8 protein-coding genes are annotated in these 13660 nt (G+C 56.8%); 6 read left to right on the top strand and 2 right to left on the bottom strand.

Annotated elements, in window-relative coordinates; genetic code table 11:
- Positions 1 to 571: 571 nt before the first annotated feature.
- Together aat and J3U88_RS09850 are read right to left on the bottom strand one after the other, a co-directional pair.
- Positions 572 to 1270: a leucyl/phenylalanyl-tRNA--protein transferase gene (gene aat, locus J3U88_RS09845; protein ID WP_207858448.1), complete on the bottom strand. Its 699-nt coding sequence runs from the start codon at positions 1268 to 1270 to the stop codon at positions 572 to 574.
- A gap of 86 nt (positions 1271 to 1356) precedes the next feature.
- Positions 1357 to 1962, bottom strand: a complete 606-nt coding sequence (locus J3U88_RS09850; RefSeq protein WP_207858449.1) for a sigma-70 family RNA polymerase sigma factor — start codon at positions 1960 to 1962, stop codon at positions 1357 to 1359.
- A gap of 307 nt (positions 1963 to 2269) precedes the next feature.
- Here J3U88_RS09850 and J3U88_RS09855 point away from each other — a divergent pair, with 307 nt between their 5' ends.
- The 6 genes from J3U88_RS09855 (at position 2270) to J3U88_RS09880 (ending at position 13659) form a co-directional block, all read left to right on the top strand.
- A complete protein-coding gene (locus J3U88_RS09855) occupies positions 2270 to 5158 on the top strand; it encodes a serine/threonine protein kinase (protein WP_207858452.1) in 2889 nt (962 codons plus the stop codon).
- A gap of 845 nt (positions 5159 to 6003) precedes the next feature.
- The gene (locus J3U88_RS09860) at positions 6004 to 6429 is read left to right on the top strand and encodes a nuclear transport factor 2 family protein (RefSeq protein ID WP_207858455.1); all 426 of its coding nucleotides are present in this window, start codon (positions 6004 to 6006) and stop codon (positions 6427 to 6429) included.
- 822 nt (positions 6430 to 7251) lie between these two features.
- Positions 7252 to 11814: an RHS repeat-associated core domain-containing protein gene (locus J3U88_RS09865; protein ID WP_207858457.1), complete on the top strand. Its 4563-nt coding sequence runs from the start codon at positions 7252 to 7254 to the stop codon at positions 11812 to 11814.
- Positions 11814 to 12227 carry a hypothetical protein gene (locus J3U88_RS09870; protein ID WP_207858461.1) on the top strand — a complete coding sequence of 138 codons (414 nt, stop codon included), beginning with the start codon at positions 11814 to 11816 and terminating at the stop codon, positions 12225 to 12227. The genes J3U88_RS09865 and J3U88_RS09870 overlap by 1 nt, the downstream gene beginning before the upstream one ends.
- A 171-nt stretch (positions 12228 to 12398) precedes the next feature.
- On the top strand, positions 12399 to 12623 hold the full coding sequence (locus J3U88_RS09875) for a hypothetical protein (RefSeq protein ID WP_207858463.1): 225 nt from the start codon (positions 12399 to 12401) through the stop codon (positions 12621 to 12623).
- 304 nt (positions 12624 to 12927) lie between these two features.
- Positions 12928 to 13659: a DUF542 domain-containing protein gene (locus tag J3U88_RS09880; RefSeq protein ID WP_207858466.1), complete on the top strand. Its 732-nt coding sequence runs from the start codon at positions 12928 to 12930 to the stop codon at positions 13657 to 13659.
- Position 13660 lies beyond the last annotated feature (1 nt).

A 13660-nucleotide genomic window follows, 5' to 3' on the forward strand; every position in this document is an offset into this window, starting at 1 on the left:
TTACGAAGATTACGACCGAGAGCAAACGGAGGCGTAGCAGCGCTACGTCGAGTCGTGCTCGACAGAGTAAACGAAGTCATCGCATGGGTTTCATGCTTCGCAGCAGAACGCCTTGTGAGAAATGCGGGTTAGGGCAAGCCTGGCTTGGAATTCCTTATTTATCAGGGTTTTAAGATGGTTAGAGGATGCGGCCGAGCGTTGGGAGCCCTCGTTTGTAGGTTGCCGCCGCGGATGAAGCCGTTGCTTCGATGAGCCGGGATTGGGTTGGGTGAAATGTGGAGGTGGGTCAGACTGAAGCCTGTGACCAAACTGCAAACGACTTTTCCGCCGCCACGTTCACCCGTGAAGTTCTAAACACTCACCTTGGGACGCTGGATCAAACAACAAAGAATGTGTCACCACCGATGCGTATCGAAGTGACGGCTTCATCCGCGGTCGGGAACGGGAAAAAGAGGGCGTGGCGGCTTCATCCGCATCCTCAAATCATCCTGCCCATCCTGAGAAATAAAGAATCCCGAGCCAAGCTCAAAACCCTAGCGGACTTGATCGGCATCCTCAGGCCGGCCCACCCTCAAACCAAAATTTCACCCGGATCAACAATCCCGCAAGCATCCTTGCTCCATGTAGGCGGATCGTTGCGGTGTTGGGTGAGGATGTCGAGGTAGTCGGCACGCGGGATTTCGACGCCGCCCATGCTTTTGAAAAAATCGTTGGCGACTTGGCAGTCGATGAGGGGGGCGTCGCGGTAGATGTGGACCAGGACCGCCAGCGCGACCTTGCTCGCCTCCGGGACCAGGTGGAACATGCTTTCGCCGCAGAAGAAGGGGCCGAGCGCGATGCCGTAGAGACCGCCGACCAGTTTGCCGTCTTGCCAGGTTTCAACCGAGTGGGCGAAACCGCGCCGGTTGAGTTCGATGTAGGCCTTGATCATGTCCTCGACAATCCAAGTATCCTCTTGATCTGGTCGGGATTGTTTGGCGCAATGGCGGATGACCTGCTCAAAGGCCGTGTCATAGCGAATTTCGAACAGGCCCTTGCGCAGGGTTTTACGCAGGCTGCGACGAAGTTTGAAATCCTTGGGGTAGAGTACGAACCGAGGATCGGGTGACCACCACAAAATGGGTTCGTCTTTGCTGTACCAGGGAAAAATGCCGTTTTGGTAAGCGAACATGAGGCGGCGTGGGTTTAAATCCCCGCCGAATGCCACGATGCCTTGTTTATCGGCCAAGCGTGGGTTGGGGAACCAAATTTCTTCGTCGAGAATGAGCAACAAGAACCTCGGGGAGCCAAGTGAAAAGAAACAGGGGACGCTCCCGTCATTTCTTCGGTAGGGAAGCGGTTCGGCTTAAATGGCCCTCACGAGCCCTTGGGCAGAACCATTTTGCGGCGCAGGAACCCAAGCGCTACCTTGAGTTCGGCCTGTACCTTGTATTTGGTAAGGTTGAGCTCTTGCATGATGCCGTCGACCGTGTAGTCCTCGTAGAACCGCAGTTTGATGATTTTCTCCTGCTGCGGTGAGATTTGGCCGAGCAGCGCCATGGATTTTTCGAGGCTGAGCACGTGTTCCAAGGTGATGCCGGCGGGATTGTATTCGATTTCCTCCGCTTCCTGTTCGTCTTTGGTCGGTGATTCGCGGCGTTGCAGGCGGCGGTTGTAATCGAGCAAGGCACACAGCATGATTTTTTTGGCGAGTGCAAAGAATTCCTTGCGGTTTTGCCATTCGCGGGATGGGTTGGCGCCGTGGCGCACCAGCTTGGGGTAGGCCTCGTGGAGCAAATCCAAGGTGCTCAGCGTGGCGCCGCGTCCTTGTGCGAAAATGAACTCGCGCAGCAATTTTCGAGATATGTTTTGGAGTGATTCGGAGAGATAAGGCCAAAGTTCTTCCAGGTAGGCCGTATCACCGTCCCGCCATTCATTAAGTTTTCGTGTTAATCCCTGCTGATCCTGGTCTTGATGAAACACCCTTTGCTCCCTTCGGGAAATAGCCCGACGCACCGAATTTTAACCCAAGCCTTTTGAGACGGGCAAAAAGATGTGTTCTTGGATTCGCGGTTGCATATCTTTTACTCCGCTTCAAGGTTTCATCTTTTTAGCTGAATATGCTAGTTTACGTGATCTGGAACACGGCACAAAGCTGTAAGATCCGTCACGTTAAAATACGTAGAATCTGATAAACCGATCCACCCTTAGCTAGAAGTTGGGAACCCCCTATATACCTATCCGGTCCTAATTTTGACGCACCCTATTTTTATCGACAAAGGAGGGCGCTATGCCCGCTAACGAGTTGTCTCGCTCGTTTGATCCTTCGTGTCTGCCTCCCAATGACGAAGTTGCGCGCGAACGTTGGTTTCACCAAGTCTTGATGTCCGCAATGGGCCAACAACGTTCTCGCCGGCGTGCCTTTATTGAAGCCGCTTGTCTCGGACACGATCAGTTTTTGAATACGTTAATGAGTCGCCTCGACGAGGCCGAATCCTTTGAAACCAATCCCGGCGATGAGCCGGAAGAACCGTATCGTACCCACGTGGGGCCCTATCGCATTGAAGGTGAGTTAGGGCGTGGCGGCATGGGGGTCGTTTATTTGGCCACCCGCGAGGACGATTTCACCATGCAGGTCGCCGTAAAACTGGTGCGTGCCGGCTTGGACTCCGAGCGCTTGCTGCGTGCGTTCCAGCAGGAACGGCAAATTTTGGCTTCCCTACAACATCCCTCGATCGCCCACATCTACGACGGCGGTACGACCGACGACGGGCGGCCTTATCTGGTCATGGAATACGTTGAAGGGATGCCGCTCAATGAATACTTGGATGCGCATAAACTCGATATGCAGGAGTGCTTGAAGCTTTTTGTCAAAATCTGCAAAGCCGTTTCCTTCGCGCATCAAAAGATGGTGATTCACCGCGACCTCAAGTCTTCGAACGTGTTGATTACCCCGGACGGCGAACCCAAATTGCTGGATTTCGGGATCGCCGCGTTTATGGATCCACAAACGCGGGCGCCGCTGATGCGCACTTTTGACGAAAACGGTCGCATGACGCCTGAATACGCCAGCCCGGAGCAGGTATGCGGCGAGCGTTTGACCGCCGCCGCCGATGTGTATTCGCTGGGTGTCATCCTTTATGAAATGTTGAGCGGTTGCCTGCCGTTCCGGTTTAAAACCACCAACCCGTTGGAATGGCAGGAAAAAATTTGCAACGAGGAACCGCTTAAACCGAGTGCGGTGTTGCGTTTGCGTCGGCGGCACCAAGAAAACTGGCGCTGGGGTCGGCTACCTGCTTGGCGGCGTATTTCTCGTGACTTGGACGCGGTGGTGGCCAAGGCCTTGGCGAAGAAGATCAACGACCGTTATGCCTCGGCCGACGCCTTGGCGCGCGATATCAAACGCTCCTTGCAACATCGGCCCGTGGCCGCGCGTCCGGCCGGCCTGGGTTATTCGCTGCGGCGTATGTTCCGGCGCAACTACATGCAGATCGCCGTCTTCCTCATCATTTCGGGTTTGGCGTTAACCGCGTGGCAGCAGCGCGCGGAGGCCATCCACGAACGCGATGTGGCCGACCGTGAACGGCGTGCCACCATGGATGTGACCGAGTTCCTTAACGACCTGTTTCGCGAGGCCAACCCCAAGCTGAACCGCGATAAACCGCTGACCGTGCTCGAGATGTTGGATCGCGGGATTGAGCGCATCGAAAGCGACATGAACGACCACCCCTGGATTCGCGCCCGCCTCTATTTCGGGATGGGCGAAACCTTCACCAGTTTTGGTGACATGGGACGGGCCGAGGACTTGTTCCGCAAGGGTTTGGCACTGCGGCGAAGCATGGACATTCCCACCGACCGATTGTTGTTCCATTTGGAGCGGCAACTGGCCGTGGCCTTGCGTGAAAACGGCAAGGTTGATGCGAGCCTGGACATGCTGTTGCAAGCCGCGCGCACCCAGAAAGAATTGCCGGTGTTGCACAAAAAAGACGCCGCCGATGTGGCGGTTGAGATCGGCCAAGCCTATTTCTCGATGGGTTGGTACGCCGAAGCCGAAAGCGCCTTTCAAAAAGCCGTGCAGCTTTTGGATCAGGTTCAGGGGCGTGATTTACCGCGTGGTGCGGCGTTCAACGGTTTGGCCAACATTTGTTACTACACCGGTGATGCGCCCAGTCAAGAGGTTTACCTTGCCGCGGCGATGGAGAACTTTTGCCGCATTCAAAACGAAAAACCCATGGCCTACCACACCTTGGCCTCCAACCATGCGCACCTGCTCTCCAGCAAGGGTTCCCTGCTGCGGGCCGAGGTGCAATACCGCGCCGCGCTTCAATTTGTTGACAGCCATGCCAAGGACGGCGCGCATCCCTCCACCGTGTCGATTACCGAGGGGTTGATGGGTGTGCTTTTGAAGCAGCAACAGGCCGACGCCGCCGAGGCGTTGGTCCATCGTGAGGAAGGGCTGATCTTCAAGATTTGGGGTGAGCGGGGCCGGGGCTTGTTGTTTTACCCCTTGACACGTCGTGCCCAGATTGCGGTGCAGCGCGGCCAGTTTGAGGCGGCCTTGCAACTGTTTGGCGAGGTTGCCGAATTGGTGGATCGCGGCGATGGTCGCCCCTACAGCCATCCCGATCTGGTAAAAACCCACATCATGTTGCATGAGTACGATCAGGCGCGGGCCTTGGCCGAATCCGCGGTCAACTACATGATCGAATCGAACACCGCCCAGGATCCCAAAATGGCCGAGTACCAGCTTCTGCTGGCGGAGATCGCGGCCCATAAGGGCCAACATGAAGAGGCGCGTTGTCACCAAGAGCAGGCCAAGGTGGTGATGACATCCCTGGGTATGTGGGACTTGGCCTGGGGCGGTTTGTTGCGCGTGGAAATGGCGGGCACGGCTTTGGCCCAAGGGGATTTGCTTCGCGCGGCGCGGTTGTTGGATGAGGCTAGGCCGTTGGTCAATCATTACTTTCACGCGGGTCACACGGCGTTCGGAAAAATGTTCCATTACCAAGCGGTTTTGTTGATTGAAAACGGCGACCTCGACCGAGCGGTGCGGTTATTGGACCGGAGCACGCGGATATTGGCGCGTCATGCCACGCTCAACCGTCACGAGTTGAACCAGGTCCGGTTGTTGCGACGGCTGATCAACCAACGGCTGCGCCAAAGCTGGGTACGCAGCTAACCCAAAGCAGGACACCCACCAAATCCGCCAAAGTAGGACACCCACCAAATCCAACCCAAAGCCCGAATTAGGACACCCACCAAATCCGCCAATCCAAAGAAGGATACCCACCAAATCCAACCCAAAGCCCGAATTAGGACACCCACCAAATCCGCCAATCTAAAGAAGCCCGAATTAGGACACCCACCAAATCCGCCAATCTAAAGAAGCCCGAATTAGGACACCCACCAAATCCGCCAATCCAGAGAAGGATACCCACCAAATCCAACCCAAAGCCCGAATTAGGACACCCACCAAATCCGCCAAAGTAGGACACCCACCAAATCCAACCCAAAGCCCGAATTAGGACACCCACCAAATCCGCCAATCCAAAGAAGGACACCCACCAAATCCGCCAAAGTAGGGCCAAAGAAGGACACCCACCAAATCCGCCAAAGAAGGACACCCACCAATAGCCCAAAGAAGGACACCCATCAATTGGTTGATCGAAACACCAAAGCAGGACACCCACCCTTTAAATCCGAGTATGGGGTACTCGTGAAACTTAGGGAAAGGTGGATGTCCCGCTTAGGTGGCAAAGAAAAAGAGAAGGTGGGTGTCCGATTTTAGCCGGAAAGTTGAACAGAAAGTGGGTGTCCGAAACTTGGTCCGAAACTTGGGCATTGAGCAAAAAGTGGGTGTCCGAAATTGGGAACTTGGAAATTCAGTGGAAAGTGGGTGTCCGAAATTGGGAACCCGCAAAATACAGGAAAGGTGGGGGCCGTCTTAAGTCAGTCGTTTTCGGGGTGTTAGAATGATGGCAATTGTTTTCGAGGGGAGTTACGCATATGAAAAAGTTTGTCGTAATGTTGCTGTGTTTGTCTGGAATTTCAGTGCTACATGCTGGTGAAACCGCCGGTCAGGCCGAGGTTCGTACCTTGATCGAAAAGGCTTACCTGCATGGGGCGTGGAACGAGCAGAATGTTGCCGATATGGAGGCCGGCTTTCACAAGGACTTCGCGATCTTTTCACCCAAGGGAAAAGAGATGGCCCGTTATGAAATTGCCGATTGGGTTGCCGGTATTAAAAAACGGAAAGCAAGCAAAGACTATGATCCGAACCGCTCCAAAGTGGAATACAAAATCACCCAGCTCGATGTCACCGGCGGCGCGGCATCCGCGCGGGTCGAACTGATCCAGAACGGCAAGCTGATTTTCACGGATTACCTTTCGTTCATCAAGTTTGAGGATGGCTGGAAAATTGCCGCCAAGGTCTACCATCGCCACAAGTAAGTGGTGTAGGCATTGTGCCGACACCTGAACGGAAACATTAAGAAAAACGGCCGCGCCGAAGGGGAGTGGCCTTTCCAAATTCTGCTCGGGGGTTTGTGTTTTTCATAGGTTCGTCGTTGGTATAGAAGTCCTTGAAAAATTGTCCGGAGAACCCTGTAACTTTCTGGATGGCCGGCCCGTATTGCTTGCCTCAGTTCCTCGCCGGCCGTTGAAAAAGTGGTGAGTGTGAAGGTTAGAACCAAAGTCGAACGGCGCGGGGCCGACCTTTCGGCGTGGGGGATCCACGTTGAGGTTTGCCTAATCGATTGGCGGGAGGCCGCCTGCTCGTAATCGCAGCTCTTCACCTAAGAAGCGTGATAACTCGCGGTGATTTTCGCTAAACATCTGGGCCGCAACGGCCTGTGGAAATGCTCGCCGTACTCGGCGGATGCGGTGGTGCGCGACCCCGGTCCGCTTCTCCATGCCATTTCGCTCCAGATCTTTAGCGAAAATCCCTCGCCTCAGCGCCGCTTAGGTTTCAGTTTCGCGGCAGAACTATGGTTGAGATATGCGGGTTCGGGTCGGTTGTTCGTGGGTTGAATTGGGGGCGGCCGCGGCGTACAATTTAAAGGCCGTCCTGGTTTCGGTGCTCGTTTTTTGCCGCCATGGTTGTCGGTTGGTTTTTTTCCGCCGCTTATTTCTCGCTTCTTACGTTCCTTGTCTGACCACCCTTACCCATTTATTTCCCTCGCTTGGCGCGCGTCCGTCGTCGCCCTCGTCTGGGGAAATCAACCCTCGGAGGCGCGATTCTTCGGGCTTTCTTAGGTGTTCGCGAGGTCGATGATGCAAAGATCCCATACGCTTCAGGTTTCTTCGGTGAAAGCGCGACATTTTCGCCATAAGTCCCTTTTTTATCAGCACCAGGTGCCCGAGCTTTATCCACTGTTTGCCTATGACGACAGCCGCATTCGCGCCGCGCAGGATTGGATTAACCAGGTTCGCAACCAGTACGGCGCCTTTCCGAAACCACCCGCCGGCCTTGGTGATTGTGAATACCTCGAGGGTCTGATCACCACCCAACGTCACTTGGAACAGCATCGCCTGGAAGTGTTGCTCGCTGAAAACGCGGGTTTTGCGCTTCAGTACGCGGGCCGCTTGAACGACCACCTTCAGGTGAACCAGACCCTGCTTCTGCAAATGGCCGAGGCACGGCGGCTCGATAACTTCCTCAATGGGATCCTGGTCGGCGCCGCGTTTTATTACCGTTGGCTCGGTCGCCAACCGGAACAATTTTTTACCGGCTCACTCGAATGGTGGCGCCTGCTTGATATGCTGCGCGCCTACGAAATAGAAATCCCTCTGGAACAATACAATCCGATCCCCAAAACCGGGGTTCTCCACGGCGAACTGTTCTGGGAAGCGCTCGCCAACATGATCCACGGCCGCATTTTTATTCCCCTCGACCAACTCAATCTGGAGGGGGGCGCGGGTGATTCGGCCGGTGGCGGTGGCGGCGCGGGCTCCGGCGGTGGTTCGGGATCCGGTGGTGGCTCCGGCTCCGGTTCGGGTTCCGCGAGCGCGCCAATCGCCGCGCCTCCGTCGCCGGCGGCGCCGTCCGGCCCAACCATCGGTCCCGACGGACAAATCCAGGGCGATACCAACCCGCCCGTCGAACCCGAGACGGAGGAGGAATCGAGTTGGTGGTCGGGCCTGGCAAATGCGGTGAGCAATCTGTCCCTCTCCGATATCGTGCACACGACGCTTGACGTGGTCGGTCTGGTGCCGGGCCTGGGCGAAATCGCCGACGGCCTCAACGCGCTGATTTACCTGGCGGAGGGGAACTATGCCGATGCGGCCCTGTCCGCCGCGGCGATGATTCCGTTTGTCGGGATGGGGGCGACGGCGGCCAAACTCGCCAAAAAAACCGGTGTCGGCAAAGCGATGCTTTCAGCGGGCAAAAAAGCGGCCTCCAAGCTGGACAACGCGGCCTCGAAAATCAAAAACGGGCGCGGCAGCGACAAGGTCAAAAAGACCTGTACCGGCGGTTGTCCGATCAGCATGGTTACCGGCGAGGAACTGCTCCAATTCGTTGATTTCGAGCTCCCCGGCCGCCTACCGTTCCAATTCGAACGCACCTACCGCACGGGTCACGACGATGACCTGGGTCTCGGCCCCGGCTGGACCTTTAGCGGTTGTGAATACCTTGTTTCCGAGGACGACCGCCTCCTCTACCACACCGACGAGGCCCGCCAGGTGTCTTTTCCGTACGCCGTTGTGGGTGAAACGGTTGGCAAACCTCACGAGCAATTGACCTTAACCCGTGTCGCCGAGGACCGCGTTGAACTGGAAGACAGCGAGGGTTTGACCCGCGTTTTCACCGCCCACGGCAAGGTTTGGCGGTTAACCGCCCGGCGCGGCCTGCACGGTGGCACGGTCCAGTTCCACTACCAAAACGGCAAGCTGGACCGTATCGCGGGTGGCGACGGTCGTGGGTTGCAGCTGCAGTGGGACGGCGGTTTGTTGCGTGGGCTGGCGTTTGAGAGCGGTGCCGGCGTTGAACCGGTGATGACCTTTGCGTACAACGAGACACGCGATCTGATCGCCAACCGCGACGCGCTCGGTCTGGGTGAAAACTACCGTTATCGCAACCACGTCTTGATCCAGCGTACTTTGCGCACGGGTTTTAACTATTATTTTGAATGGGATCGCTACGACACCCAGGCTCGTTGCCTGCACAACTGGGGTGACGACGGCAATTACGACGTGCGCTTCCGTTGGTTCCCCGAGCAAAATCGCAGCGAAATTACCGACAGCCGCGGCCACACGATCACCTACCGCTACAACGCGCTGGGTCAGTTGGTCAGCGAAACCAACGCGGAGGGCCACACTACCCATTACCAGCGCAACGCCTTGGGCGCGGTAACCCAAACGACGGCGCCGGGCGGCGGGGTTACCGAAACAAGGTATGACGGCTTTGGCCGTGTAACCGCGCGCATTGGGGCGGACGGCGCGGTCTGTGAAACGGTCTACAACGAGCAGGGCGACCCGGTCCGGTATACCAATGAACTCGGTCATGTGTGGCGTCGCGTCTACAACGGTCGCCGTCAAGTGACCGACAGCATTGATCCACTTGGGCATCGCGCCTCGGTGACTTATGGTGACGACGGCTTGCCGGCCCGAGTGGTGCGACCCGACGGCCAAGTCATCCGCCTGCGCTGGAACCAACGCGGCGAGTTGTACGAGGTCCACTGGCCGGAAGGCGCGGTGGATCGCTACGAATACAACGCGCGCGGCCGGGTCGTTGCCGCCCATGAAGGCAAACGTTGCACGCGGTTTGAATACGATGTGCTTGGCCGGATGATCGCCGAACACCATCCCGACGGCGGTTGCACCCGCTACGGCTACCACACCAACAATTTGATCAATCAGGTGGTTGACCCCGCGGGCCGGGAAACACGCTACACCTACGCGGCGGGCCTCAACCAGGTCACCGAGAAAATCGATCCAGACGGGACCCGGGTGCGTTATCTCTACGACACCGAACGGAACCTGACGGCGTTGGTGAACCAGAAGGGTGAGGAACACCAGTTTTTCTACGACGGCAGCGAACGGCTGGTGAAAGAAGTCGGCTTCGACGGTGTGGTACAAACCTACGAATACGATGCGGACGGTTTGGTGGTCGCCGGCCAAAAAGGACCGCGCCACATTCGCTACGAGCGGGATGCGACGGGTCGATTGTTGCGCAAGGTTTCGCGCCATGTTGAAACCGGCGAACAGGAAACGGTAACCTTTGCCTATGACGCGGCGGGCCGCATCCTTAAAGCCGACAACGCCCATCGCCGCTTGCGTTTCTTCTACGATCCGCTCGGTCGCTTGATCGAGGAATGGCAGGACGACCAGGTGTTGCACCATCGCTGGGACGCGGTTGGCAACCGCATCGGCGTGACCTTCCCCGACGGGCGTCAGCTCCGACAGGATTATGACGGCAACTACCATAACCAGGCGACCTGGTTTGACGAGCGCCTGATTGCACGGCGTCAATTCCTGGGGCAAGGCTTGGAAACCGCGCGCCAGTGGGGGAACGCGCTGAGCGAAGAACGCGCCTATGACCCGGCGGGCCGATTGGCTGAAATTCGTTTGGTGAATCGCGGCGAGGGCGGGCTCGAGCCGGTTAGCCGGCGCCGCTTCACCTTTGACGCCGCGGGTTGCCTCACCCAAATCAACGATCTTTTGCGCGGTGTCACCGATTTCACCTACGACGCGGGGCGTCGTTTGACCGAGGTGTCAGGGGCGGTCGGTGAACGCTTTTGCTACGATGCCGCCGGTAACCGCGTGGCGTTCGGCCTCGATGAACCCGCGGTGGCCGAGGCGGCGCCGGCCAACCGGCTGCAGGCCTTGGGCGACGTGCGGTGTGCTTACGATGCGGTAGGTAACCTGACCGAACTAAAGGACGAGGGCGGCCGGGAAGAAATGCGGCTGCTATACGGCGCGGGCCAACGCTTGGTCGCCGTCGAACGCGACGGTTTGACGACCCGTTACCGCTACGACGCTTTTGGACGGCGCATCGCCAAGGAGATAGGTGCCAAAACCACCCACTTCCTCTGGGACGGGGATACCCTGGTCGGCGAAACCCTGGACGGCGAATCAAATCGTTGGAAATGGTACCTTTATGAGGATGACCGCCAAACACCCTTGGCGATGATCGACGGCGAGCAGCACTTCTATTACCACACCGATCATTTGGGGACGCCGCAAGAAATGACCGACACGACCGGCACGGTGGTTTGGGCGGCGCGTTTCCTTGCCTTCGGCGCGGTGGCGGAATACCTGAAAGAGGATGTCCACAACCCCCTGCGCTTCGCGGGTCAATACCACGACGAGGAAAGCGGCCTGCACTACAACCGTCACCGTTATTACCACCCGCGTCTGGGGCGTTTCACCCAATTGGACCCGATTGGCTTACAAGGCGGTGCGAACAACTACGAATATGCACCCAACCCCACCAACTGGATCGATCCGTTGGGCTTGCAATGTTTCGAGTTTAACCGACCCTCCAAACGCCACAATCTGCGCAGCGTGAATCAGAAAACGGTGGCCAAGGACAAAAATACCGTGATCGCGCCCCATGTCAACGTGGCCGACGATGTCAAAGCCATCAACGACGGCAAGGCGCTTCAAAAAGGGGAGACCTTCGAAATCAACGGGCGTACCTACGGCCATCACGACGGCACCCTTTACCCGATTGACGGCGACGGCTTCTTTCCGCTCAACCGTCCGCAATTCAAGGCGTTGGGTGTACTGAACAAATTCGGTGATACCGAGCGTGCCCACACCATTCTCGGCAAGATGGGCACCTCACCCGACGATATCGACAAGGCTTTGGAAGCTTGGAAAGCGGGGCAGTGATGACTTTTTCAGGGATCGATGTAGTGGTAGGTCGGCTCGAGGCACCTGAGCTGATCCGCGACGCGGTGGCCGAGGCTTGGTCTTTACCCGCCGCGCAAGTCGCGGTCATCAACGACCTCGCTGATTACCCGGATGACGAAGAAATCGTTCTGGTGGTGGTGGCTTCCGCCCTCGAGGGTTCCTTCGGCGGCATGTTGTCCCTGCAAAAATCAGCGGCGCCGGCCATCGATTCCCAAAACCTGGCGCCGGTCCAAAGTTTGGCCAAAAGGTTAAATCTGGCCTGCTTGGTCCCCATTGAAGAAGACAACCCCTACCTCATGCAATTGGTGCAACCGGAGGGGACGGTGACCCGGGTTGCCTTGGACACCGCGGCTTTTGACGGGGAGCGTTACGAGATAACAAGTGCCTTATAGGTCCATGGGTGATTGCGTGGTTGTTGTCACATTTGTTGCTCCTTTGTGCGTCTTGTGAGAAAAAATCATCGCGCTAGTTGGTGGCCGACCCAGTTTAGGCTTTTGCCGTGCCGATCTGGTATTTCTGCGCTTCAAGCGGGTGAAACCGAGAGCCAGGCCGAGGTACGTACATTGATCGAAAAAGCCCACCTGCATGGGGCCTGGAACGAGCAGGATGTTGTCGATATGGAGGCCGGGGTTCTTAAGGATTTTGCGATCTTCTCACCCAAAGGAAAAGAGTTGGCCCGTTATGAAATTGCCGATTGGGTGCGGCCTTCTTTTATTTGCCCAGCGCAGTCGGAAAACGAAGATGAATGCCTCATCAAGCTGCCTATAACCATCGTCACTCAAAAATAGCATGGTCGCGTTGTCCACCTTTTAAGCCGCGTAGCGCGAATACTCAGTGCGCGCAAACCTACTCGGCGGTTCCGTTTCGTGGTCCGTCAAACGGGTGATGCACGGGTGTATCGGTTGGTTCCATAAAGGCCTGGTTTTTTGCGCCCGCGCCTTTCGGGCCGCGGCAATGCAACCTTTGCCCGCGGCAGGCTTGAACGCCTCCCGCGTATCGGCAAGCCGGCGTTGTTCCAAGGCGATGAGCGCATGATCTGGATCATAATGGCCGGTCGCAAGAGCGTCTTTAATTGGAAAAAAGGAGGCGCTTGTGACACAGATAATCCATAAAGACGTTGGGACCCTGGGTGATCTGGTGGGCTGCCACCCGGAACTCATTCACCTATGCGATGAGAAACAAATAGATTTTTGCTGCGGGGGGGATCGGTCGATTACTGAAATTTGTCGGGCGCGAGGTTGGGATGCCGACGATTTTTTGGCCGAAGTCCGCGCCCGAATTAAGTCCGGCGAGGATGGACCGGTTCCCACGTTCGAAACAGGACAGGTCGCACCCCTCATTGACTACATTCTCGACCGCTTCCATGCGGGTCATCGGCGGGATTTCGAAGCGCTGGTCCAAATGGCCGGAAAAGTATGGGAGGTCCATGGTGCTAAATGGCCGCGAATGGGTGTGTTATCGCAACTGATTGACCATTTGATCAAAGATATTTGTCCCCACATGTTGAAAGAGGAACAGATCCTTTTTCCGATGATGCTGACCCAGGATCAGGGCCGGCAAGGACCGGTGATGTGCCCCTCAGGTGGTCCGGCAGGGCCTATCGCCGTGATGCGCAAAGAGCATGAAAACGTGGGCGAGCTTTTAGCGTCGTTGGCGGTGGTGACGGATCAATTCACACCGCCCACCTGGGCTTGCCCCACCTTTCGGAGCATGTTTGCCCTGCTCAAACAGCTGAGCGAGGAAATCCGGCTCCATGTTCACTTGGAAAACAATGTGCTTTTTCCCATGGCTGCGAAGGGAAAAAGTAACGTGCCGGGAGGCTAAG

The organism is Acanthopleuribacter pedis (assembly GCF_017377855.1).
In the GTDB taxonomy this organism is placed as follows: Bacteria; Acidobacteriota; Holophagae; order Acanthopleuribacterales; family Acanthopleuribacteraceae; genus Acanthopleuribacter; species Acanthopleuribacter pedis.